This window comes from Streptomyces sp. SudanB52_2052 (assembly GCF_964272415.1).
Lineage (GTDB): Bacteria > Actinomycetota > Actinomycetes > Streptomycetales > Streptomycetaceae > Streptomyces > Streptomyces olindensis.
Map to the genome: position 1 here is coordinate 7,712,109 of NZ_OZ186796.1, position 23,052 is coordinate 7,735,160.

Consider the following 23,052-nt stretch of genomic DNA (forward strand, 5'->3'; position numbering starts at 1 on the left):
ACGCAGGGAAGCACAGGGAAAGGATCCGGCGTTGCACGTCCAGGAGTGGCTCGAAACCGTACCCGCGGTGGCCGTCTACGCACTGGTGGGAGTGGTCATCGGCCTGGAGAGCCTGGGCATCCCGCTGCCGGGCGAGATCATCCTCGTCTCCTCCGCGCTGCTCGCCTCCCAGCACGGCGACATCGACCCGGTCGTCCTCGGCGCCAGCGCCACGGCCGGCGCGATCATCGGCGACTCCATCGGCTACGCCATCGGCCGCAGGGGCGGGCGGCCCCTGCTGGCCTGGCTGGGCAGGAAGTTCCCCAAGCACTTCAGCGAGGGCCACATCGCCACCGCCGAGCGCTCCTTCGAGAAGTGGGGCATGTGGGCCGTCTTCTTCGGCCGCTTCGTCGCCCTGCTCCGCATCTTCGCGGGCCCCCTCGCCGGTGTGCTCCGCATGCCGTACTGGAAGTTCCTCATCGCCAACGTCCTCGGCGGCATCCTCTGGGCCGGCGGCACGACAGCGGTCATCTACTACGTCGGCATCGTCGCCGAGTCCTGGCTGAAGCGCTTCTCGTGGCTGGGCCTCGTGGCGGCGGTCCTCGTCGGTGTGACGTCCATGCTGGTGCTCAAGCGCAAGGCGAAGAAAGCGGGCGAGAACCGCGAAGTGGCAGAACCACAGGTTCCCTAGGGCCCCCTACGCGTGCACCTCCCGGTGCGCCTTCGCCAACTCGGCGTACATCGTGCCGTTGAGGGTGACCCCCTGCCGCTCCTCCTCCGACAGCTCCCGCCGGACCTTCGCGGGGACGCCCGCCACCAGGGACCCGGGCGGTACGACCATCCCCTGCGGCACCAACGCCTGCGCGGCGACCAGCGACCCGGCTCCGATCACGGCCCCGTTCAGGACGGTCGCCCCCATGCCGATGAGGCAGTCGTCCTCGACCGTCGCCCCGTGCACCACCGCGTTGTGCCCGATGGACACCCGCTCGCCCACCGTCACCGGAAAACCCGGGTCGGCGTGGAGCGTGCAGTTGTCCTGCACGTTGCTGCTGGCCCCGACGGAGATCGACTCGACGTCGCCGCGCAGTACGGCCCCGTACCAGACGCTCGCGCCGACGCCCAGCGTCACGCCCCCGATCACCGACGCCGTGGGCGCCACGAACGCCGTTTCGTCGATCTCCGGCTCACGGCCGCCGATCCCCGTGATCATCGCCCGCTGACCCATGTCCGCCTCCATAACGTCGTCGACAACGCGCAAACCGTACGCCACCCGATGGGGCGAAGATCACAGGCCTCCGACGCCGCGGGGTGAGCTACCGCTGAGTACGGTGAGCGGGTGCCGAAGCGCAAGAACACGTTCTCATCCTGGCGACGGGGCCTCGCGCAGCGCGCCGTCCACGCCGGCTGGGCCTGGGTGCAGCGGACGGGGTCGGTCACGGCCGAGCACCCCGGGCGCTACCGGTTCGGCGCGATGGGAACAGGTACCAGGCTCGCCTTCCCGCTCGGCACGGTCTTCGGCGAACCCTGGATCCACCTCGGCTCCCACTGCATCATCGGCGAGCAGGTCACGCTCACCGCGGGCCTGATGCCCGACCTCGACCTCGGTCCGGACCCGATCCTGCGCCTCGGCGACGGCGTGGTCCTCGGCCGCGGCAGCCACGTCATCGCCGACACCACGGTCACCATCGGCAGCGACTGCTACTTCGGCCCGTACGTCTACGTCACGTCCACGAACCACTCCTACGACGACCCCCACGAGCCGATCGGGAAGCAGTGGCCGCGGATGGAGCCGGTGGAGATCGGACCCGGCTGCTGGATCGGCACCGGCGCGGTGATCCTGCCGGGGGCCCGGATCGGGCGGAACGTGGTGGTGGCCGCGGGCGCGGTCGTCCGGGGCGTGGTGCCCGACCACGCGGTGGTGGCGGGGGCGCCGGCGCGTGTCGTCCGCCGCTGGACCCCCGCCGACGGCTGGCAGCCGCCGCTGCGCACCCCGCCGCCGGTCCCCATCCCGGAGGGCGTCACCCCCGAGCAGTTGCGCGCGCTGTCCGGGCTGGACGAGGAGACGGCGGCGCAGCTCGCCGAGCTGGACGGGGAGGCGGCGGCCCGGCTCGCGGAGCTGGAACCGGGATCCTGAACCGCCGGGTTCAGCCCGACGCGAGCAGGACCGTTCCGACCAGGGCCAGCCCCGCGCCCGCCGCCTGCACCGCCCGCAGCCGTTCGCGCAGGACGCCGCGCGCGGCCACGGCCGTCACCACCGGGTAGAGGGAGGCGAGCACGGCGGCGACGGTGACCGGGCCGTGCTGCGCGGCGATCGCGTAGGTGCCGTTCGCGGCGACGTCCGCCAGACCGACAAAGGCGAGCGCCGGCAGGGAGCGCCAGGGGAAGCCGTCCGCGGGAAGGGCGGGAGCCCCGCGCCGCACCGACACGTACAGCGCGAGTCCGCCGGCCGCCACGTTCGTCACCCGCTGCACGAACAGCGCGAGGAACAGTCCCGTCAGCGTCGTCGACGCCTCGGCGATCAGCGCCATCACCGCGCCGAAGCCGAACGCCGCGAGGAGGGTCAGGACGACGGCCTGGCGCTGGACGGGCGCCCCGCGGAACTGCGGGCCGCCGGCGAGGCAGACACCGGCCACGGCGACAAGGATGCCGACGAACTGCAGCAGGCCCGGGCGCTCGCCCAGCACCAGCCCCACCCCGACGGGCACGGCGACGCCGATCGAGCCCAGCGGCGAGACCACACCCATCGGCCCCAGCGCGAGCGCCTTGTAGAACGCCAGCATCGCCACGGGCCCTACGAGCCCGGCGGTCACGGCGAACCACAGCTGCGGTCCCGCCTCGCTCCAGCCGCCGGTCGCCACCACGACCGCGCCGAGCACGACCACCGCGATCGACTGCGAGACCACGACCACCGTCAGCGCGGGCGTGCGCCGGGTCAGCAGTCCGCCGCCGAAGTCGGCCAGTCCCCACAGCAGGCTGGTGGCCAGGGCGAAGAGCGCTGTCATGGGGTGGATGCCTCGCAGTACAGTTCAGTGAACGATCAGGTCAACCACACCATAGTGCGTTCTGTTGCACTGTGTCATACAGAATATTGGACGGAATGTGTCGGACCTCGACCTGTTGACCCAGTCCCTGGCGCGCAGCGTCAAGCACTGGCGCGCGGTGCGCGGCTTCACCCTGGACGTGCTCGCCGCCCGGGCGGGCGTCAGCCGCGGCATGCTCATCCAGATCGAGCAGGCCCGCACCAACCCCAGCCTCGGCACCGTCGTCAAGATCGGCGACGCCCTCGGCGTCAGCATCACCACCCTGCTCGACTACGAACAGGGCCCGCACGTGCACATCGTCCCCGCGGACCAGGCCGTACGGCTGTGGCACACCGACGCCGGCAGCTACAACCGGCTCCTCGCGGGCACGGAGGCGCCCGGCCCGCTGGAGATGTGGGACTGGCGGCTCATGCCCGGCGAGAGCAGCCAGTCCGACCCGCACCCCGCCGGCACGATCGAACTGCTGCACGTCACGGCGGGGGAACTGACGCTCGCCGTCGACGGGGTCGAGCACCGCGTCCCGGCGGGCGCGAGCGTCCACTTCGAGGCCAACGTCCCGCACACGTACGGCAACACCGGCGAGGCGCCCATGGAGATGGTCATGGCCGTCTCGGTGCCGCCCGTGCCCTGAGACGCCCCGGCCCGAGGACGGCCCCGAGTTGTTAGCGTGCGGTCATGCGCGCACCCATCGGACACTTCGACAACGCCCGTCCCGCCCCCGACTGCCTCGGCGAACTCACCGGCCCGGTCGCCGACGCCGTGCGCCACTGGGCGGGCAGCGTCCCCGCCGAGCAGATCGTCTACGTCGACACCGACCCGGAGTGGGCCGACACCGCGACGTTCCTGGAGCACTACGGTCCGGAACTGCTGGGACAGTCGGCGAACTGCGTGGTGGTCGCGGGCAGGCGCGCCGGTGAGACCACGCTCGCCGCGTGCGTCGTGCTGTCCGCCACCCGGGTCGACGTGAACGGCGTCGTCCGCCGTCACCTCGGTGTCCGCAAGGCCTCGTTCGCCTCGATGGACACGGCGACCGGCGAGACCGGCATGGAGTACGGCGGGATCACCCCGCTCGGACTGCCCGGCGACTGGCCCGTCCTGGTCGACGCGGCCGTCACCGACCTGCCCTACGTCCTCGTCGGCAGCGGCCGACGACGCGGCAAGCTCCTGGTCCCGGGCAAGGCCCTCGCGGAACTGCCGGGCGCGGTGGTGCTGGAGGGGCTCGGAGTCGCCTGAGCTACGCCGCCGCGTGGTGGGCCAGCGGCAGGTGCGGGTCGGCCTCGCCGGGGGACGCTTCCGGATCGGCGTGGACCAGGGCCGCCGTCAGGCGCGGTACGGCGTGCAGCAGTGCGTGCTCGGCGTCGACGGCGATGCGGTGCGCCTCGCGTACCGTCGCCTCCCCGTCGACCACGACGGCTACCTCGGCGCGCAGCCGGTGCCCGATCCAGCGCAGCCGCAGCTCGCCCACCCCCCGCACCCCCGGGACCTCGGTCAGGGCCCGCTCGGCCCGGTCCACCAGGGCCGGGTCGACCGCGTCCAGCACCCGCCGGAACACCTCCCGTGCCGCGTCCCGCAGCACCAGGACGATCGCCGCGGTGATCGCCAGGCCGACGATCGGGTCCGCCAGTTGCCACCCCAGGGCGGATCCGCCCGCGCCCAGCAGCACGGCCAGTGAGGTGAAACCGTCGGTGCGGGCGTGCAGCCCGTCGGCGACCAGCGCCGCCGAGCCGATCGCACGGCCGACCCGGATGCGGTAGCGGGCCACCCACTCGTTGCCCGCGAACCCGACGAGGGCCGCCACGGCGACCGCCGGGACGTGCGCGACCGGCCGCGGGTCGAGGAGGCGGTCGATCGCCGCCCACCCCGCGAAGGCCGCCGACGCGGCGATGGTCAGCACGATCACCAGGCCCGCGAGATCCTCGGCCCGCCCGTAGCCGTAGGTGAAGCGGCGGGTCGCCGCGCGCCGGCCCAGCACGAAGGCGATCCCCAGCGGCACGGCGGTCAGCGCGTCCGCCGCGTTGTGCACCGTGTCCCCGAGCAGCGCCACCGAGCCGGAGACGGCCACCACGACCGCCTGCGCCAGCGCCGTCACGCCGAGCACGGCGAGCGAGACCCAGAGCGCCCGCATCCCGCGCGCCGAGGACTCCAACGCGGAGTCGACCTTGTCGGCCGTCTGGTGCGAGTGCGGGGTGAGGAGGTGGGCCAGTCGATGCCGCAGGCCGTGCCGACGGCTGTGGGAGTGCTCGTGCCGGGAGTGCTCGTGCCGGTGGTCGCTCACGTGGATCCCCTTCCGGTGCGCGGAGTGGACGTGCACACGCCCATGGCGCCATTATGTGCGTATGAGCGCACGCATGCACCTGTCATCTGCGCACGATGCGCATCCGCGCACCCCCGGCGAGGAGCAGTTCGCGCTCGCCGCCGAACTCCTCGCCCTGCTCGGCGACCGCACCCGGCTCGCCCTGCTGCACGCCCTGGCCGGGGGAGAGGCCGACGTCACGACCCTCACGGAGGCGTGCGGCGCCGCACGGCCGGCCGTCAGCCAGCACCTGGCGCGCCTGCGCCTGGCGGGCCTGGTGAACACGCGCAAGGAGGGCCGCCGGGTGATCTACTCACTCCGGGACGGCCATCTGCGCCGGCTCGTCGACGAGGCGCTGAACGTGGCCGACCACCGACTGAGCGACCGCCCCCCGCACGACTGAGGCTGAGCGACAGCCTCCGGCACAACTGAGTCAGTAGCGCGCGGCCGTCCCGAGGTACTGCTCGGCGAAGGCGGCCGCCGCCGCGCGCGAGGTGAACAGCCGGCGCAGCCGGGCCAGCGTGGTGCCCGCGCGGAACGGGTCGCCCGACGCCGTGCCGTGGTACACCTCGGACAGCCACTGCGAGAACTCCTGGTAGTCCCACACGCGCCGCAGACACGCCTGCGCATAGCCGGCCAGGCCGCCGTCGTCGCCCATGGTCAGGTGGGCCACCAGGGCGTCACCGAGCAGGAAGGCGTCGTGCAGGGCGAGGTTCATGCCCTTGGCGGCGATGGGCGCGACCAGATGGGCGGCGTCGCCCGCGAGGAAGAGCCGGCCGTGCACCATGGGCTCGACCACGTAGTCGTGCATGTCCAGCACGCGCTTCTCGATCAGCCGCCCCTCCGTCAGCGGCGGCACACCGGCCGCCCCCAGGCGCTCCTGGAGCTCCGCCCAGACACGCTCGTGCGGCCAGTTCTCCGGATCGTCGCCCGGCGGGCACTGGAGGTAGTAGCGGGTCACCTCCGGGCTGCGGGGCATCTGGCCGGCGAAACCGCGGACGTGGCAGCCGAACAGCACGCAGTCCGCGGACGGCGGCGCCTCGGCGAGCAGCGCGAGCCAGCCGATGCCGTAGTCGTGCCGTGCGATCCGGACCCGCTCCGGCGGCAGCGCGGCCCGGGTCACCCCGCGCGCCCCGTCGCAGCCGGCGACGAAGTCGCAGTGCACGACCCGCCGTTCCCCCGTGTCCGGGCAGAGGTACGACACCGAGGGCCGGTCGGTGCCCAGGTCGTGGAGCCGTACGTCCCGGACGCCGAAGCGGATCCGGCCGCCGCGCACGTCGGCGTACTCGCGCACCAGGTCCGTCACCAGCAGCGGCTGCGGGTAGACGAAGTGGTGACTGCCCGTCAGCTCGCCGTAGGGGAACCGGTACCGCTCCCCGTCGAAGCGGAACTCGCACGCCGTGTGCAGCTCGGCGCGGTCCAGCAGGTTCCGGGCGAGGCCCCGCTTCTCCAGGCCCCGCACGGCCCATTCCTCGATGACGCCGGCCCGGGGCCGCTGTTCGATGAACTCCCGCGTCTCCGTCTCCAGCACCAGGCAGTCCACCGAGGCGGCCCGCAGGATGTTGCCGGTGGTCAGCCCCGCGGGACCGGCGCCCACGACAACGACCGGGAAGCGTTGCGGGGCGCCGGAGTTCGCGGCTGGGGAGGCGTGGGTCATGCGGTCATTATGGAGGCGGGCCTCAGTGGGCGGGCACCTCCGTGACGGCCAGCTCCTCGATGCTCCGCTCGATCTCCTCGGGCCGGGACGCCGAGGCCCGTGCCCAGTAGTAGATCGCCAGCGAGAACACGGCGATGACCACCATGTCCCACCACAGCCCGATGCGGCCCTGCCCCCCGAAACCGCCCTGCCAGGAGATGACGCCCATGCCCAACAGGTAGACGGGCAGCCACTGTGCGGCCTTCCAGTCGAGCCGGGGCGCGTCCGGCAGGCCCCTGCGCGTGGCATACCAGGCGTAGCCGCCGAGCAGGACGTAACCGAGGACGATGGCCACGCCGAGCCGCCACAGCGTGTCCCAGGTGGACCAGTAGATGATGAGGTTGGCCACCACGAACGACAACGGGGACACGACCTTGCCGCCGGGCAGCCGGTAGGGGCGCCCGCGGTGCGGCAGCCGGTCGGCGAAGACCCCGTAGGCCAGCGGGGCGCCCGCGTACATCAGCACGCTCGCCGAGGTGATGAAGCTGACCAGCTGCTGCCAGCTCGGGAACGGCAGGAAGCAGATCACGCCGGTCACGAAGGAGACGAACAGCCCGAACCACGGCACGCCGCGCGCGTCGGTGCGGGTGAAGATCTTCGGCGCGTAGCCGTTGCGGGCCAGGCCGTACGAGATGCGGGACGTGGCCGTCGTGTAGATCAGGCCGGTGCCGCCGGGGGAGACCACCGCGTCCAGGTACAGCACCACGCTCAGCCAGCCGAGCCCCAGCAGGGTGGCCAGACCCGCCCAGGGGCCGCTGATGCCGGGGTAGTCGAGCTTCGTCCAGCCGTGCGCGAACGACGCCAGGGGCAGGGCGGCGATGAAGACGACCTGGAGCAGGAGGTAGACGACCGCGCCGATGGCGACCGAGCCGATCGTCGCGCGCGGCAGGTCCCGCGCCGGATCGCGGCTCTCGCCCGCGAGCTGGATCGCCTGCTCGAAGCCCAGCAGGGCGAAGATGATGCCGCTGGAGCTGACGGCGCTCAGCACACCGTGCGCGCCGAACGGGGCGAAGCCGTGCTCGGTGAAGTTGCCCGGGTGGAAGTTGCCGGCCGCGATGATGAAGATCGCGGCCAGGGGGACGGCCACCTTCCACCAGGTGGCGGCGCTGTTGGTGTGCGCCAGGAGCCGCACGCCGAGGAAGTTGATCACGACGAACACGGCCATGAGGACCACGGCGACGACGAACCCGCTGGCCGTCAGTGTCCCGTCCTTGGCGTGCTGGAAGCCCTGCGCCCAGTGCCAGTGCCCCGCGTAGCCGATCATGGCCTCGACCTCGATCGGTGCCACCGTCGCCGCCTGGAGCCAGGAGAACCAGCCGAAGGACATGCCGGCCAGTCCGCCGAACGCGTAGTGCGGATAGCGGGCCGTGCCGCCCGCGACCGGGAACATGCCGCCCAGTTCCGCGTGCACCAGCGCCAGCAGCACGATCGCCACCGCGCCGATGAGCCAGGACAGGATCGCCGCGGGACCGGCCGCCACGACCGCCTTCTCGGCGCCGTACAGCCAACCGGATCCGATGATGGACCCGACCGACGCCCACATGAGCCCGATCAGTCCGACGTCCCTGCGCAGTCCGCCCGGGCTCCCCTCCACCCCCACTGCCACCTGGTCGACGCTTGCCATTCAAGGGGCCTCTCATCAACGAACTCGGAGAGTTCAGCGAGCAAGAGGCCTCAGGCTAGGAACCGGTCACCGGCGGCAGAAAGACGAGTTGTACGCCCTTGACCGGGCAGGGGTGTTTCCTGGCCATCGCTTCAGGAATCCTCGACGCGGCGATGGGGAAGTCGTGGGATCTCGATGGCCGGGCAGCGGTCCATCACCATCTCCAGGCCCGCCGCGCGCGTCCGCTCGTACGCCGCCTCGTCGACGACGCCGAGCTGGAACCACACGGCCCGCGCGCCCTTCGCGACCGCCTCGTCCGCGACGGCCCCGGCGAGGTCGCTGTTCACGAAGACGTCCACGACGTCCACGTCGAAGGGGATGTCCGCCAGGCTCGCGTAGCCCTGCTCGCCGTGCACCGACTCCGCCTTCGGGTGCACGGGCACGACGCGCTTGCCGAAGCGCTGGAGCACCTCGGCGACGCCGTACGCCGCGCGCTGCCGGTTCGACGACAGGCCCACCACGGCCCAGGTGTTGCCGAGCTCGGTGAGGATCCTGCGGACCGTTGCCTCGTCGCCGTACACCGGCGGCCTCCTCGGGAGTCGGGGAAGAGCTGCTGCCCGCACAACGACGCAGGGTGCGCGGTGATTCCCCGGCCCCCCGATCCGGAACTGACGCGCAGCGGTGAGGGGGACGGGCGGGGCCTCGGCCACTGGACTGTCGTGCGGACGTCCGGGAAGGCGCCCCGATCCGGGTGAACCCGAGTCCGAAGACCTGCTGGCGGCCCCCGCGGCCGCGCGCGGCGGGGGAGCACCGTACGACCGGGCCCCGCGATCGGGCCCTCGACGCCTGAGGACTGGTTTCCGTGCCCCTCGCCCGACCCGCCCGTGCCGCCGTGCTGCTCGCGGCCGGCTCCCTGCTCCTGACCGGCTGCGGCGACGCGCGGCCCGCCCCCGCGAAGGCCGCCGCCGTCCCCCTCGCCAACTGCGGCCACGAGGTACGCGTCGCGGCCCCGCCCCGGCACGCCGTCTCCCTCAACCAGGGCACCACCGAGATCCTGCTCTCCCTCGGCCTCGCCGACCGGCTCGCGGGCACGGCCACCTGGACCGATCCCGTGATGAAGGGGCTGGAGAAGGCCGACGCCCGGGTGCCGCGCATCGCCGACAACAACCCCTTCTTCGAACGGGTCCTGGACGCGGACCCCGACTTCGTCGCCGCGTCCTTCGTCTCCACCCTCGGCAAGGGCGGCGTCGCCACCCGCGAACAGTTCGAGAAGCTCGGCGTGCCCACGTACGTCTCCCCGTCCGACTGCGCCGGCAAGGACAACTCGGGGGACGGTGACGGCGCGCGCGACAAGGCGCTCGGCATCGACACCGTCTACGGCGAGGTGCGCGACCTCGCCGCCGTGTTCGGGGTGAAGGAACGCGGCGACGAGCTCGTGGCCTCCCTCCAACAGCGCATGAAGAAGGCCACCTCGGGCATCGACGCCTCCGACGTCACCCTCCTGTACTGGTTCGCCAACTCCGAGTCCCCCTACATCCGCCGACGCCGAGACGACCAAAGGCGTGCTGTTCTGGCTGCTCGGTTCGCTCGGCGGCGCGGGCTGGACCGACGTCCGGCTCTGCCTGGCCGTCCTGGCGGTGGCGCTCGTGGTGTGCCTGTCCTACGCCCGCACGCTCGATGCCTTCGCCTTCGGGCAGGACGCGGCGGCCGCGCTCGGGGTGTCCGTGGCCCGCACCCGCCTGGTGCTGCTGTGCGTCACGGCCCTGCTCGTCAGCTCGGCCGGGGCGATCGGCTTCGTCGGGCTGGTCCTGCCGCACGCCGCCCGGGCCCTGACCGGCCCCGGGCACGCCCGGCTGCTGCCGGTCACGGCCCTTGCCGGCGCGGTCTTCCTGGTGTGGGTCGACACCCTCGCCCGGACCGTCCTGGATCCGCAGGAGGTGCCGGTGGGAGTCGTGACGTCGCTGATCGGGGTGCCGGCGTTCGTGGTGGTGCTGTACCGGACGCGGAGGGCGCGATGAGCGAAACGACCCAGGGGGCCGCGCCGGAACCCGGGCTCCGCGCCGACCGGGTGTGCCGCCGGGCCGACGGGCGCCTCATCCTCGACGGCGTCGTCCTCGCGCCGGAGCCCGGCTCCACCGTCGGCGTCCTCGGGCCCAACGGCTCCGGCAAGTCGACGCTGCTGCGGCTGCTGGCCGGGCTGCTCACCCCGACGGGCGGGGTCGTCACCCTCGACGGCACGCCGCTGGGCGACGTGCCCCGCCGTACGGTCGCCCGCCGCCTCGCCGTCGTCGAACAGCAGTCGGACACGCAGGTCGAGTTGACCGTCGAGGACGTCGTACGGCTCGGCCGGTTGCCGCACCGCCGGGCCTGGACCCCCGCCTCGGCCGACGACGAGCGCGCCGTGCGAGCCGCCCTGGAGCGCACCGGCCTCGCCGACCGGGCCGGCCAGCCCTGGCAGACCCTCTCGGGCGGCGAGCGCCAGCGGGTGCAGAGCGCCCGCGCGCTCGCGCAGGAACCCCGCGAACTCCTCCTCGACGAGCCGACCAACCACCTCGACATCCACCATCGGCTCGACCTGCTCGCCCTGGTCACCACCCTGCCCGTCACCACCGTCGTCGCCCTGCACGACCTCAACCTCGCGGCGATGTGCTGCGACCGGGTCGTCGTCCTGCGCGCGGGGCGGGTCGTGGCCAGCGGTGCTCCGGGTGACGTCCTCACGGAGGGGCTCATCGCGGAGGTGTACGGGGTGCGGGCGGCCGTCAGCCGCGAGGGGCGTGAGGGGCGGCCTCACGTGCGGTTCCTGGGGACGCTGGGGTGAGGGGCGGACGCCCCCTCGACAGCGCAGGCCTGCACGCCATTGGTGGAGCGATTTCGCCACAGTGACCGAAAAAAGCCGAGCGGGCCTGCGCGTGTCCGCCCGCCCGCCTAGGCTCGCATCGTGCTGCGCATCATCGACGCCCGTACCGGCGAGCCGGTCGACGCCGCCCCCGCCCGCCGGGGACTGACCCGTGTCGAAGTCCACGCGTCCGACTCCGACACGACGGACCTGAGGGTGCTGCTCGTGGCGGACCTGCTCATCCGGGCCCTGGAACTCGGCGGCACCCCCGTGTGGGCGATGCTGACCGGCGGCCGTCGGCAGGCGGAGCTGCGGGCGAGCGCCGCGACGCTCGGCATCCGCCCCTTCGAGGACAGTGCCGACGTCGGCGCGGGCCTGGGTGAGTCCCAGGTCATCCATGTCGCCGGGGAGGCCGAGGCACCACCGGACGGAGTACGGATCGCCGTCGCGCCCGTGCGGCGGGGGAATCCCGGCGCGCCGGTCGACGGGGCAGGGGGAACGGGCGCGCCGGTCGATGGGCCAGGGAGGTGGGGCGCGTCGGTCGATGGGCCGGGGGGACCGGAAGCCCCTGGTGCGCCGGCCGGTGAGCCGGCGGAAGCGGGCGGCTCGGCCGGTGGCTCGCCGGAACCGGGCGCGAGGGGCGGTGAGGGGCCGCACGGCCGGCCGGCGGAGCGGGGCCCGTCGCACAGTCGCTCGGCGGCATCGGCGGCATCGGCGGCATCGGCGGGCCCGCAGAAGCCGGGCGGCGACCCCGCCGTTCTGCGGCTCGCGCTGCTCGCCCGGCACCACAGCGCTCCCGTGGAACTGGAGGCGGCCGGTCTCGACGACGCCGGTGTCACCCTCGCCCGCTGGCGGCGCGCCGTCGCCCGCTGGGCGCGGCGGCCCTCGCGGCCGGTGCCCGACGAGGTGCGCGGGCGGCTGCGCGCGGCCTGGGAGGACGACCTGGACGTGCCCGGGGTGCTGGACGTGCTGCGCCACGTCGAGACCGACCCGGACCTGCCGGACGGCGCCCGCTTCGAGACGTACGCCTACGCCGACCGGCTCCTCGGCCTCGAACTCACCCGTGACCTGGGATCCCTCTCATGATCGAGCGTGCCGGAGCCGGCCCCCTGCGCCGACTGGTCGTGCTGCGGCACGCCAAGTCCGCCTGGCCCGTGGACGTCACCGACCACGAGCGCCCGCTCGCCCCGCGCGGCCGCCGGGACGCCCCCGCCGCGGGCCGTGCCCTGGCCGAGGCCGACTGCCTCCCGGACCTCGCCCTGTGCTCCACCGCCGTACGCGCCCGCCGGACCTGGGACCTGGCCGCGGCCGAGTGGGGCACGCCCCCGCCGGTCCGGTTCGACCGGCGCCTGTACGCCGCCGGCGCCCCCGGCCTCCTGGCCGTCGTCCACGAGGTACCCGCCGAAGTGGAGACGCTGCTGCTGATCGGGCACAACCCCGGCCTGGAGGAACTGGTCCTGGCGCTCGCCGGCGACGGCCTCGACGACACCCTGGAACGGGTCGGCACGAAGTTCCCCACCTCGGCGATCGCCGTCCTGTCCTGGCGCGGCGCCACCTGGCGGGCGCTCGCCCCCGGCACGGCGTTGCTCACGTCCGTGACCGTGCCCCGGGGCGCGAAGAAGTAGCCCCGGGCCCGCGCATAGGCTGGCCGGATGCAGGACGAATACCGCACGGTCGCCCACGCGGGCGTGCACGAGACCGAGGTCAACCGCTCCCGCTTCCTGTGCGCCCTCGCCCCGGCGGCCACCGAGCAGGAGGCCCAGGCGTTCATCGCCACGGTCCGCAAGGAGCACGCCGACGCCACCCACAACTGCTGGGCGTACGTCATCGGCGCCGACGCCTCCGTCCAGAAGGCGAGCGACGACGGCGAACCCGGCGGCACCGCCGGCGTCCCCATGCTCCAGATGCTGCTGCGCCGCGACATGCGGTACGTCGTCGCCGTCGTCACCCGCTACTACGGCGGGGTCAAGCTCGGCGCGGGCGGGCTCATCCGCGCGTACGGCGGGGCCGTGGGCGAGGCCTTGGACACCCTGGGCACGCGCACCCGCCGCAGGTACCGCCTCGCCACGATCACCGTCGACCACCAGCGGGCCGGAAAGCTGGAGAACGACCTGCGCACCACCGGACGCGAGGTACGGGACGTCCGCTACGGGGAGGCGGTCACGATCGAGATCGCCCTGCCGGACGCGGACGTGGACGCCGCCCGCGCCTGGCTCGCGGACGCGACCGCCGGCACCGCCCGCTTCGACCTGGGCGGGGAGGCGTACGGCGACGCCTGAGTGTCAAGGGGCGGTCGCGTCACGCCGGTTGCCAGAGCTGGGTGAGCGTCGAGGCGGTGAGCAGCTGCTCGGGGCTTCCCCGGCCTGCCAGGCGGCCGTCGCGGAGCAGGAGGCAGGCGTGCGCCGCGCGCGCGGCTTCCAGGTCGTGGGTGGCCTGGACGACGGTCACTCCGTCGGTGACCAGCTCCGTCAGGAGGGTCGCGATCCGCTCTCGTGCCTCGGGGTCGAGGCCGGTGGTCGGCTCGTCCAGCAGCAGCAGGTCCGACTCCTGGGCGAGCCCTTGGGCGATCAGGGCGCGCTGTCGCTGTCCGCCGGACAGCTCGCCGAGCTGACGGGTGGCGAGGCCGGCGATGCCCAGTCGCTCCATGGCCGTGTCGACGGTGACGCGGTCCTGTCGGGTCAGCCGGCGCCACGGACCGCGTTCGCCCCAGCGCCCCATCTCCACCGTCTGTCTGACCGTCAACGGCAGCGCGTCTCCGACGGCGCCGCGTTGCGGGACGAACGCGGGTGGCCGGTCGCCCTCGTGGTGGAGCTCGCCTGACGTGGGGTGGATCACACCGGCCAGCACTCCGAGCAGGGTGGACTTCCCGCTGCCGTTCGGGCCGACCAGTGCCGTGGTGGCCAACGCCGGTATCTCTGCGTCGATTTGATGCAGGACGGGGCGGCCCGGATATCCGGCGCAGAGTCCGGTGAAGCGGATGCGGGGCGTTCTGTTCCGGGCGGGAGCGGGCGAACGTGGGGATGAGTTGAACATGATTTTCATTATAGTGTGTTTACATGGACTGGTTGACGGGCCCCTTCGAGGTGACCTTTGTGCAAAGGGCCCTGTGGGGCGGGATGTTGGTGTCGGCGATCTGCGCCCTGGCCGGCACGTGGGTGGTGCTCAGGGGGATGGCCTTCCTCGGTGACGCCATGTCCCACGGGCTGCTGCCCGGAGTGGCGCTCGCCGCGCTGTTCGGCGGCAACCTGCTGGTGGGGGCGCTGCTGAGCGCGGCCGTGATGACGGCCGGCGTCACCGCACTCGGCCGCACCCCGCGGCTCTCCCAGGACACCGGTATCGGCCTGCTGTTCGTGGGGATGCTGTCGCTCGGCGTGATCATCGTGTCGCGCTCGCAGTCCTTCGCTGTCGACCTGACCGGGTTCCTCTTCGGTGACGTCCTCGCCGTCCGTGAACAGGACCTGGTGCTGCTGGGCGTGGCGCTGCTGCTGGCGCTGGCCGTGTCGGTCCTCGGGCACCGGGCCTTCCTCGCCCTGGCCTTCGACCCGCGCAAGGCCCGGACGCTCGGGTTGCGCCCCCGCCTGGCCCACGCGGTGCTGCTCGGTCTCCTGGCGCTGGCCATCGTCGCCTCCTTTCACATCGTGGGGACGCTGCTGGTCCTGGGCCTGCTCATCGCCCCGCCGGCCGCCGCGCTGCCGTGGGCGCGCAGTGTGCGGGGTGTCATGGCCCTCGCGGCGCTGCTCGGCATCACCGCCACCTTCTGCGGCCTGCTGCTGTCCTGGCATCTGAGCACCGCGGCCGGCGCGACGGTATCCGCCCTCGCGGTGGCCCTGTTCTTCCTCTCCCATCTGGCTTCCGGTCTCCGCGGCCACCGTCGTGCGCGCCTCGCCGGTGCTGACGCCGCGGCGACCGACTGAAAGAAACCCGAGGCGATCCCCTTGTTCGTCCGCAGAAACCGCACTCCCTGGGCGTCGGCCGCGTTCGTGACCGTCGCACTGCTCGCCACCGGCTGCGCCGGGCAGGACGCCGATCCGTCCGCCCGGGGAGCGACTCCCACGTCCGCCGCTCCGCACGGGTACGTCGAAGGGGCGCAGGAGAGGGCCGAGCAGCAGTCCCGGCTGGTTCTCAACGACCCGGGGAGCGGAGACACCCGCGTCCTCGACCTCATCACCGGAAAGGTGCACGAGGTGTCCCGGACGACGGACACCACGCACCTCACCACGGACGGCCGGTTCGGCTACTTCCACACCCCGCGCGGCACGCACGTCCTCGACAGCGGCGCCTGGATGGTGGACCACGGCGACCACGTGCACTACTACCGCGCGCGGATTCGTGACGTGGGCCGGCTGCCCGGAGGCCCGGGTGCGCGCGTGCGCGGCGACGCCGCCGTGACCGCGGTGACCGACGCGGACGGCCGGGCCAGGACCTACCGCCGGGCCGAACTGGAGAAGGGCGAGGTCGGCTCCCCCCGCACGCTTCCCGGAACCCACGCGGAAGCTGTCGTGCCGTACGCGGAGCACCTGCTCGGCCTCACCGACGACGGGAAGGGCTCCGCGAAGCTCGTGGTGTACGACCGCGAGGGCAGGCGCGTCGCGTCGCCGGACGCGCGGTGCGAGGACCCGCGGGGAGACGCCGTCACCCGGCGCGGAGCCGTCCTCGGCTGCTCCGACGGCGCCCTCCTCGTCCGTGAGGACGACGGCACGTTCACCGCCGAGAAGACCCCGTACGGCGACGACGTACCCGCGGGGCAACGCGCCACGGCCTTCCGCCACCGGCCCGGCAGCGACACGCTCACGGCACCGGCGGGTGAGCGGGCCGTGTGGGTTCTGGACGTCACCGAGCGCGCGTGGACGAGGGTGAACACCGGCCCCGTGGTCTCCGCCAACACCGCGGGCGAGGGCTCCGTCCTGATCGTCCTGGAGACCGACGGGTCGCTCCACGGCTACGACATCGCCACCGGCAAGCAGGTCTCCGAGACGAAGCCGCTCGTGAAGGGCGACCTGGACGCCGGCGCCGACGGGAAGACGGGACCGGTCATCGAGGTCGATCGCAGCCGCGCCTACCTCAACGACCCCGAGGGGAAACGCGTGTACGAGATCGACTACAACGACAACCTGCGCGTCGCGCGCACCTTCGACCTGGACATCGTGCCGGCGCTGATGGTGGAGACCGGACGATGACGAGACAGCCCCGACGGCCGCGGCGCTTGCGCGGCCTCCTCCTCGCCCTGCTCGCCCTCGTCCCGGCCGGTGCGGCGACCGCGTGCACGGCCGGCGACGACCGGCCCCGGGTCGTGGTGACGACCAACATCCTCGGCGACATCACCCGCGAGATCGTCGGCGACCAGGCCGACGTCACCGTGCTGATGAAACCCAACGCCGACCCGCACTCCTTCGGTCTGTCGGCCGTGCAGGCCGCCGAACTGGAGCGCGCGGACCTCGTGGTCTTCAACGGGCTGGGCCTGGAGGAGAACGTCCTGCGGCACGTGGAGGCCGCCCGCGAGTCCGGCGTGCCCACCTTCGAGGCCGGCAAGGCGGCGGACCCGCTCACCTTCCAGGCGCACGACGACGGAGGCCCCGAGGAGGAGGCCGGGCAGCCCGACCCGCACTTCTGGACCGACCCCGACCGCGTACGCAAGGCCGCCGGCCTGATCGCCGATCAGGTCGCCGAGCACGTGGACGGCGTGGACGAGAAGACGATCCGCGCCAACGCCGACCGCTACGACGGCCGACTCGCCGACCTCACCGCCTGGATGGAGAAGTCCTTCGACCGCATCCCGGAAGAGCGGCGGGCGTTGGTGACCAACCACCACGTCTTCGGCTACCTCGCCGAACGCTTCGGCTTCCGGGTGGTCGGCGCGGTGATCCCGAGCGGTACGACGCTGGCCTCGCCCAGCTCCTCCGACCTGCGCTCGCTCACCCGGGCCATGCGCGAGGCGGGAGTGCGCACCGTCTTCGCCGACTCCTCCCAGCCCAAGCGGCTGGCCGAGGTCCTGCGCACCGAACTGGGCGGCCAGGTGCGCGTCGTGGAGCTCTACTCGGAATCGCTGACCGAGCAGGGCAAGGGCGCCGGCACCTACCTGCAGATGATGCGCGCCAACACCACCGCCATGACCGACGGCCTGACCGGCGCCTGAGACCGTCCCTCACCCCCTGAACACAAGCACCGCACCCCACGCCGCGCCCGCGCGGCCCAGAAAGGATCACACCGGTGAACAAGTCGATACGCACCAGAGCCTTCACGGGCACGGCCCTCGCCCTGGCGGCCTCCGCGGTCCTGACCGCCTGCGGAGGGGAGGACACCTCCTCGTCCGACGCGCAGGCCAAGAACACGCCGGGCACCAAGGCCGTGGCGGTCAAGGACCCGTTGGTCGCCACGTTCGACGGCGGCCTGTACGTCCTCGACGGCGAGAGCCTGAAGACGGCCGCCACGATCGAGCTGCCCGGCTTCAACCGGCTCAACCCTGCCGGCGACGACTCCCACGTCATCGTCTCCACCGACGCCGGCTTCCGCGTCCTGAACGCCGCCGAGCAGACCTTCACCGGCGTCGAGTACAAGGGCGCCAAGCCCGGGCACGTCGTCCAGCACGCCGGCAAGACGGTGCTCTTCACGGACGGAACCGGCGAAGTCAACGTGTTCGACCCCGACGACCTCGCGGGCGGCAAGAAGCCGGAGGGGCGCACCTACACCTCCGCCGAACCGCACCACGGCGTCGCCATCGAACTGAGCAACGGTGAACTCCTCAGCACCCTGGGCACCGAGGAGAAGCGCACCGGCGCCCTCGTCCTGGACAAGGACAACAAGGAGATCAAGCGCAACGAGAACTGCCCCGGCGTGCACGGGGAGGCCGCGGCCAAGGGCGAGGCCGTCGCCGTCGGCTGCGAGGACGGCGTGCTCATCTACAAGGACGGCGAGTTCACCAAGGTGGACGCCCCCGACGACTACGGCCGCATCGGCAACCAGCGGGGCAGCGACGCCTCGCCGATCCTCCTGGGCGACTACAAGACCGACCCGGAGGCAGAACTGGAGCGGCCGACCCGCATCTCGCTCATCGACACCGAGACCGGGAAGCTGCGCCTGGTCGACCTGGGTACCAGCTACTCCTTTCGCTCGCTCGGCCGCGGACCCCACGGTGAGGCACTCGTCCTCGGCACGAACGGCACCCTCCACGTCATCGACCCGGAAACGGGCAAGGTGGAGAAGAAGATCCCCGTCGTGGACAAGTGGCAGGAGCCGCTGGACTGGCAGCAGGCCCGGCCCACCCTCTTCGTCCGCGACCACACCGCGTACGTCTCCGAGCCGGGCAAGCGCAAGCTGCACGCCGTCGACATCGAGTCGGGCGAGAAGATCACGTCGGTGACGCTGCCGAAGAGCACGAACGAACTGTCCGGCGTGGTCGCGGGGCACTGATCCGCACCAGCCCGAGCCGGACGACCTTGCCGTGTGCCGCGCAGCGGGTGCCCCACCGCTGCGCGAACCGGACCACCGCGCCCCGTAAAAAACAGGTCAAGTGAAAATGATTATCAGGTATGTTTGGGATCCGGGGACCGTCAAGGAAGAAGCGAGGGAACGATGCTGCGCGCACCGTCGAGATTCGTCCGAAGCTGCGTCGCCGCAGCGGTAGTGGGGTCGGTCCTGGCCGGATGCGGCGCGTCCGCCGAACCCGCGAGCGAGCGGCGCGCTGCCGGGGCCGGGCCCAGGACCGACGTCACCGTCGAACCCATCGAGGCCACGCGGGAGCTGACGGACACGAACGGCGTCAGGATCTCTCTGCGGAAGGAACCGGAGCGCATCGTCTGCCTCTTCGCGCTCTGTGACGACATCCTGACCGAACTGGGCATCGTCCCCACGGCCACGAACAACGCGCTCCTGGCCCACCCCGGCTTCCTGGGAGAGGAGAAGGCGAAGGAAGTCGACGTCATCCCCGGCGGTTTCATCGCCCCCGAGGTGGAGGCGATCCTCTCCCACAAGCCCGATCTGGTGATCGGCCTCGAGGACACCCACGGAAAACTCGCCCCGGCGCTGAAGGGCGCGACCACCTTCTGGCCCATGCAACCGGAGACCTGGCAGGACAGCGTGGGTTACCTGCGCGACACCGCGGCGCTCACCGGCCGTACCGCCGAAGGAGTGAAGGCCGAGAAGGCCTTCCGCACCAAGCTCGCCGAGGCCGAGCGGGCCAGGAGCGACAAGACCGCGATCGTCATCTACGGCAGCGACGAGAACTTCGGCGTCGCCACCCCGGAGACGGACGTGGCCGCCAGCCTGTTCCCCAAGCTGGCCGACTACCCCTGGAAGTCGCGGGGCGTGGAGGGGAGTTACAGCCTCGAGGAGATCCTCGCGGCCGACGTCGACGTGATCTTCTCCGAGACGATCAGTTTCGGTGAGGCGGACGGCAAGCTGTCGGAGAAGCTGGCCCGGAACCCGCTGTGGGGGAAGATCCCGGCCGTGCAGAACGGGGACGTCCACGAGGTGAACTCCGAGGTGTGGGCCAAGGGCCGCGGCACCCGCTCGCTGGGGATCGTCCTCGACGAGGCCACGGCCGCGCTGCGGTGAACGCGCCCCCTGCGACCGAGGCCGCAGCGGACGACGTGACCACGCGGGGGCGCAGGGCTGTGCCGTGGCAACTGCCCTTGCTGGTCTCCCTGGTGGCCGTCGCATCCGGCTGCGCGCTGAGCCTGGGCACGCCCTATGTGCAGCTGTACCGGCTGCCCGGCGCGCTGCGGGATGCCGACTCCACCCTTGCCGGGATCGTGGTCACCGAACTGCGCCTGCCCCGGCTGGTGCTGGCGCTGGCCGCCGGGGCCTGCCTGGGTGCCGCAGGGCTCGTGCTGCAGGAGGCGCTGCGCAATCCCCTGGCCATCCCCGAGATGCTGGGGGTGTCGTCGGGAGCCGCGTTCGGGGTCGCCGCACCGCTGGTGCTGGCGGTGTCCATCCCCGCCGCCGTCCAGCCGCTGCTGGCGATCGGCGGCGCCGTGCTCGGCGGCGGACTCACGCTGCTCGCGGCCGGGCTCGGGCGCAGCCCGTCCGCGGTGCTGCTCACCGGTGCCGCGGTCGCCGCCGCGTTGCAGGCCGCGCTGCTCGTGCTCATGGTGATGGCCGACCAGCTCGACCTTCAGCTGATCTACCGCTACCTGCTCGGCTCCCTCTCCGCCCGCACCTGGGACGACGTCACCGGGCTGTGGCCGTGGCTGCTCGTCGCGGTACCCGCGCTCGTGCTGTGCGCGCCGGTGCTCTCGGTGCTGCGGCTGGGGGACGAGGACGCCGAGGCGCTGGGCGTCCGGGCGCAGCGGGCACGGTTGGCGGCGCTGGCCATCGCCATCGTGCTGATCGCGCCCGTGACGGCCGTGTGCGGGCCCGTGGCCTGGGTCGGATTCCTCGCCCCGCACCTGGCCCGACGGCTCAACCCGGGTGCGACCGCGGTGGGTTGGCTGCCGTGGTCGGCGGCGTGGGGTGCGGTCGTGGTGGCCGTCGCCGACATCCCGGCCCGGCTGGCCCTGGTGCCCGTCGAGACACCGGTCGGCGCCTGGACGGCCCTGCTCGGTGTGCCGGCCGGTGTCGCCCTGCTCCGGTCGGGCCGCCGGAGACCGACTGCTCCGCGACGAGCGGCCGGCTCCGCTGCCGTGTCCCTCGAACCGCCGGGCCCGCGCGGGACGGAACCCTCCCCGGAGACCCCCGGGCATGGCCACCGGCAGGAGCCGGGCGGCGAACCCGGCTGGGCGGCCGAAGCGGGGGAGGCCCGATGAACCGGCGCTTCGGGGCGCTCGTCGCGCTCGTCGTCGTGTGCGCCTGCGCCGAACTGCTGGCTGGGCGGGGCCTGTCCCCGTCCGTGGTCGCGGACGTGCTCGGCGGAGGCGGCGACGCGACGGAACGGCACATCGTGTTCCAACTCCGGCTGCCCCGGCTGCTGGTGGCCCTCGGCGCGGGAGCGTGCCTGGGAGTCGCGGGCCTGGTCCTGCAGTCAGCTCTGCGCAACCCCCTGGCCGGACCCGAGGTCACGGGTGTGACGCCGGGCGCGGTGCTCGGAGCCGTCACCGCGACCGGCCTCGGCCTCGCCGGCTGGGAATCTCCCCTCGCGGTGGTCGTCGCCGCGTGCGTGGGGGGCTGCACCGGGGCCACCCTGCTGTGGCTGCTCGCCGGACGCGGCCGGGGCGACCCGGAACAGACCGCCCTGCACGGGGTCCTCGTATCGGCGGTGCTCGGCGGGCTGACCGCCATGGTGCTGCTGGTCGCGCCGGGCGAGCTGGGCAGCGTCGTGCAGTGGCTCGTCGGCACGACGGAGGGCAGGGTGTGGCAGCACTGGCACCTGCTGTGGCCCTGGGCGCTGGCCTGGGGTGCCGCGGCGTGGCTGCTCGCCGGGCCCCTGACGCTGTTGCGCTGCGGGGACGAACTCGCCGCCGCCGCGGGGCTGGCCACCGGACGGGCCCGGTCCCTCGCCCTGCTGTGCGCGGTGGCGCTGACGGCGGGAGCGGTGGCCGCCGTGGGGGCGCTGGGGTTCGTCGGACTGCTCGTGCCGCATGTCGCCGTGGCCGTGTTCGGCGCGGACCTGCGGGTGTCGCTGCCCGGTTCCGCCCTGGTCGGGGCGGCCGTGGTGTGCGGGTCGGACGCGGCGGCGCAACTGCTGTCACGGCTGCTGGCGGCCGCCCTGGACTTCGGGCGGCTCACCCTGCCGGTCGGGGCACTCACGACCTGCCTCGGAGCCGCGCTGTTGATGGTCGTCGTGCGCCGCGCGCCGAGCCGTACGTTCTGATGTCGACGGAGGGGAACATGACCGAGCCCGTAGGGATCCGCGTCGAGGGGGTTCGCTTCGGATACCCCGGCAGGCCCGTGCTGCGCGGCGTCGACATGACCGTCGAGCCGGGTCAGTTGACCGCCCTCATCGGCCTCAACGGCTGCGGCAAGTCGACCCTGCTGCGGCTGGCGGCCGGACTGCTCCGGCCCGAGGAGGGAAGCGTCCTGCTCGGCGGGGACGACCTCGCCGGGCTCTCCCGGCGCGCCACCGCCCGGCGCGTCGCGCTGTTGCACCAGTCGGCCCCGGCCGTCCCCGGCATGACCGTACGGCAGCTCGTACGGCAGGGGCGGTACGCGGCCCGGGGCCCGCTCGGCATGCTGCGCGAGGGCGACGACCCCGTGGTGCGGCGGGCCCTGCGCGACGTCGGCGTGGAGGACTGGGCCGAGCGCGACGTCGACGCGCTGTCCGGGGGCGAGCGGCAGCGGGTCCGGCTCGCGATGGCACTCGCCCAGGACACCCGCGTCCTGCTGCTGGACGAGCCGACCACCTACCTGGACCTGCATCACCAGCTCGATGTGCTCCAGACCGTGGTGCGGCTGCGCGAGGAGCGCGGTCTCACCGTCGTGATGGTGCTGCACGACCTGGCGCACGCCGCCCGGTTCGCCGAGCGGATCGTGGCGCTGCGGGACGGCCGCGTGGTGGCCGACGGGACGCCGAAGGAGGTGGTCACGCCCGGACTGCTGGCGGACGTCCTCAGGGTGGCGGGCCGGGTGGGCCAGGATCCCGAGGGCGGCTGGCCGGTGTGTTACCCCGACCACCCTCTCACCGAGGGCGTCTGACACCCGCCCCCGGCCACCCGCTCCCACGCGCTCGTCGAG

At 73.1% G+C, this 23,052-nt stretch carries 24 protein-coding genes, 2 pseudogenes and 1 riboswitch; of the genes and pseudogenes, 19 read left to right on the forward strand and 7 right to left on the reverse strand.

The annotated features are described in order from the left end of the window. The first annotated feature begins 31 nt into the window (after window positions 1-31). The gene (locus tag ACSUPV_RS34665; protein ID WP_436949191.1) at window positions 32-670 is read left to right on the forward strand and encodes a DedA family protein; all 639 of its coding nucleotides are present in this window, start codon (window positions 32-34) and stop codon (window positions 668-670) included. Between the two features lie 6 nt (window positions 671-676). Here ACSUPV_RS34665 and ACSUPV_RS34670 read toward each other — a convergent pair whose 3' ends face one another. Continuing rightward, window positions 677-1,204: a gamma carbonic anhydrase family protein gene (locus ACSUPV_RS34670; RefSeq protein ID WP_031115059.1), complete on the reverse strand. Its 528-nt coding sequence runs from the start codon at window positions 1,202-1,204 to the stop codon at window positions 677-679. A gap of 111 nt (window positions 1,205-1,315) precedes the next feature. Here ACSUPV_RS34670 and ACSUPV_RS34675 point away from each other — a divergent pair, with 111 nt between their 5' ends. After that, window positions 1,316-2,113 (forward strand): acyltransferase, encoded by a 798-nt coding sequence (locus ACSUPV_RS34675; RefSeq protein ID WP_436949192.1) that lies wholly within the window; start codon window positions 1,316-1,318, stop codon window positions 2,111-2,113. A 10-nt stretch (window positions 2,114-2,123) separates the two neighbouring features. Here the strand turns inward: ACSUPV_RS34675 and ACSUPV_RS34680 are convergent, their stop codons facing one another. Then, window positions 2,124-2,981 (reverse strand): DMT family transporter, encoded by an 858-nt coding sequence (locus ACSUPV_RS34680; RefSeq protein WP_031115057.1) that lies wholly within the window; start codon window positions 2,979-2,981, stop codon window positions 2,124-2,126. 97 nt (window positions 2,982-3,078) lie between these two features. Between ACSUPV_RS34680 and ACSUPV_RS34685 the strand changes: the two genes are divergently transcribed. Further along, window positions 3,079-3,651, forward strand: coding sequence for a helix-turn-helix domain-containing protein (locus ACSUPV_RS34685; protein ID WP_436949193.1), 573 nt, complete (start codon window positions 3,079-3,081; stop codon window positions 3,649-3,651). A 44-nt stretch (window positions 3,652-3,695) separates the two neighbouring features. Then, window positions 3,696-4,253: a YbaK/EbsC family protein gene (locus ACSUPV_RS34690; RefSeq protein ID WP_031115055.1), complete on the forward strand. Its 558-nt coding sequence runs from the start codon at window positions 3,696-3,698 to the stop codon at window positions 4,251-4,253. A gap of 1 nt (window position 4,254) precedes the next feature. On the opposite strand, the gene ACSUPV_RS34695 is transcribed toward ACSUPV_RS34690, so the two are convergent. Then, window positions 4,255-5,295 carry a cation diffusion facilitator family transporter gene (locus ACSUPV_RS34695; protein ID WP_359790630.1) on the reverse strand — a complete coding sequence of 347 codons (1,041 nt, stop codon included), beginning with the start codon at window positions 5,293-5,295 and terminating at the stop codon, window positions 4,255-4,257. A 61-nt stretch (window positions 5,296-5,356) separates the two neighbouring features. On the opposite strand from ACSUPV_RS34695, the gene ACSUPV_RS34700 reads away from it, so the two are divergent. Further along, entirely contained in the window at window positions 5,357-5,716 is a 360-nt protein-coding gene (locus ACSUPV_RS34700) for an ArsR/SmtB family transcription factor (RefSeq protein ID WP_031115053.1), read from the forward strand. Between the two features lie 30 nt (window positions 5,717-5,746). On the opposite strand, the gene ACSUPV_RS34705 is transcribed toward ACSUPV_RS34700, so the two are convergent. The 3 genes from ACSUPV_RS34705 to ACSUPV_RS34715 form a co-directional block, all read right to left on the reverse strand. Next, complete coding sequence (locus ACSUPV_RS34705) at window positions 5,747-6,970, reverse strand: 4-hydroxybenzoate 3-monooxygenase (RefSeq protein ID WP_359790628.1); 1,224 nt, start codon at window positions 6,968-6,970, stop codon at window positions 5,747-5,749. 22 nt (window positions 6,971-6,992) lie between these two features. Then, entirely contained in the window at window positions 6,993-8,633 is a 1,641-nt protein-coding gene (locus ACSUPV_RS34710; protein ID WP_382614310.1) for an APC family permease, read from the reverse strand. 131 nt (window positions 8,634-8,764) lie between these two features. Further along, the gene (locus tag ACSUPV_RS34715) at window positions 8,765-9,193 is read right to left on the reverse strand and encodes a CoA-binding protein (RefSeq protein ID WP_436949195.1); all 429 of its coding nucleotides are present in this window, start codon (window positions 9,191-9,193) and stop codon (window positions 8,765-8,767) included. A 79-nt stretch (window positions 9,194-9,272) separates the two neighbouring features. Continuing rightward, a riboswitch (cobalamin riboswitch) is annotated at window positions 9,273-9,382 on the forward strand. Between the two features lie 92 nt (window positions 9,383-9,474). On the opposite strand from ACSUPV_RS34715, the pseudogene ACSUPV_RS34720 reads away from it, so the two are divergent. The 6 genes and pseudogenes from ACSUPV_RS34720 to ACSUPV_RS34745 all read left to right on the forward strand — a co-directional run. Further along, a pseudogene (locus ACSUPV_RS34720) lies at window positions 9,475-10,149 on the forward strand (ABC transporter substrate-binding protein); the annotation flags it as partial. Further along, window positions 10,145-10,630, forward strand: a pseudogene (locus tag ACSUPV_RS34725) (FecCD family ABC transporter permease); the annotation flags it as partial. The pseudogenes ACSUPV_RS34720 and ACSUPV_RS34725, both read left to right, overlap by 5 nt. Then, complete coding sequence (locus ACSUPV_RS34730) at window positions 10,627-11,430, forward strand: ABC transporter ATP-binding protein (RefSeq protein WP_436949969.1); 804 nt, start codon at window positions 10,627-10,629, stop codon at window positions 11,428-11,430. The pseudogene ACSUPV_RS34725 and the gene ACSUPV_RS34730, both read left to right, overlap by 4 nt. A 120-nt stretch (window positions 11,431-11,550) precedes the next feature. Beyond that, the gene (locus ACSUPV_RS34735) at window positions 11,551-12,534 is read left to right on the forward strand and encodes a hypothetical protein (protein ID WP_436949196.1); all 984 of its coding nucleotides are present in this window, start codon (window positions 11,551-11,553) and stop codon (window positions 12,532-12,534) included. After that, a complete protein-coding gene (locus ACSUPV_RS34740; RefSeq protein ID WP_031115045.1) occupies window positions 12,531-13,073 on the forward strand; it encodes a SixA phosphatase family protein in 543 nt (180 codons plus the stop codon). Before ACSUPV_RS34735 ends, ACSUPV_RS34740 begins: the two co-directional genes overlap by 4 nt. A 27-nt stretch (window positions 13,074-13,100) precedes the next feature. Then, the gene (locus ACSUPV_RS34745) at window positions 13,101-13,727 is read left to right on the forward strand and encodes a YigZ family protein (protein WP_037768499.1); all 627 of its coding nucleotides are present in this window, start codon (window positions 13,101-13,103) and stop codon (window positions 13,725-13,727) included. Window positions 13,728-13,746: 19 nt separating this feature from the next. Here the strand turns inward: ACSUPV_RS34745 and aztA are convergent, their stop codons facing one another. Then, entirely contained in the window at window positions 13,747-14,490 is a 744-nt protein-coding gene (aztA, locus tag ACSUPV_RS34750; protein WP_037768502.1) for a zinc ABC transporter ATP-binding protein AztA, read from the reverse strand. A gap of 14 nt (window positions 14,491-14,504) precedes the next feature. On the opposite strand from aztA, the gene aztB reads away from it, so the two are divergent. The 8 genes from aztB (at window position 14,505) to ACSUPV_RS34790 (ending at window position 23,013) form a co-directional block, all read left to right on the forward strand. After that, entirely contained in the window at window positions 14,505-15,362 is an 858-nt protein-coding gene (aztB, locus tag ACSUPV_RS34755) for a zinc ABC transporter permease AztB (protein ID WP_037768505.1), read from the forward strand. Window positions 15,363-15,383: 21 nt separating this feature from the next. Further along, window positions 15,384-16,625: a hypothetical protein gene (locus tag ACSUPV_RS34760; RefSeq protein ID WP_037768507.1), complete on the forward strand. Its 1,242-nt coding sequence runs from the start codon at window positions 15,384-15,386 to the stop codon at window positions 16,623-16,625. After that, complete coding sequence (gene aztC, locus ACSUPV_RS34765; protein ID WP_382614295.1) at window positions 16,622-17,581, forward strand: zinc ABC transporter substrate-binding protein AztC; 960 nt, start codon at window positions 16,622-16,624, stop codon at window positions 17,579-17,581. Before ACSUPV_RS34760 ends, aztC begins: the two co-directional genes overlap by 4 nt. Window positions 17,582-17,655: 74 nt before the next feature. Beyond that, the gene (gene aztD, locus ACSUPV_RS34770) at window positions 17,656-18,855 is read left to right on the forward strand and encodes a zinc metallochaperone AztD (protein ID WP_037768511.1); all 1,200 of its coding nucleotides are present in this window, start codon (window positions 17,656-17,658) and stop codon (window positions 18,853-18,855) included. Window positions 18,856-19,017: 162 nt separating this feature from the next. Then, window positions 19,018-19,998, forward strand: a complete 981-nt coding sequence (locus ACSUPV_RS34775) for an ABC transporter substrate-binding protein (RefSeq protein WP_436949197.1) — start codon at window positions 19,018-19,020, stop codon at window positions 19,996-19,998. A gap of 59 nt (window positions 19,999-20,057) precedes the next feature. After that, window positions 20,058-21,188: a FecCD family ABC transporter permease gene (locus ACSUPV_RS34780; protein WP_436949198.1), complete on the forward strand. Its 1,131-nt coding sequence runs from the start codon at window positions 20,058-20,060 to the stop codon at window positions 21,186-21,188. Then, window positions 21,185-22,192: a FecCD family ABC transporter permease gene (locus ACSUPV_RS34785; RefSeq protein ID WP_037768515.1), complete on the forward strand. Its 1,008-nt coding sequence runs from the start codon at window positions 21,185-21,187 to the stop codon at window positions 22,190-22,192. The genes ACSUPV_RS34780 and ACSUPV_RS34785 overlap by 4 nt, the downstream gene beginning before the upstream one ends. A 17-nt stretch (window positions 22,193-22,209) precedes the next feature. Then, complete coding sequence (locus ACSUPV_RS34790; protein ID WP_037768517.1) at window positions 22,210-23,013, forward strand: ABC transporter ATP-binding protein; 804 nt, start codon at window positions 22,210-22,212, stop codon at window positions 23,011-23,013. Window positions 23,014-23,052 lie beyond the last annotated feature (39 nt).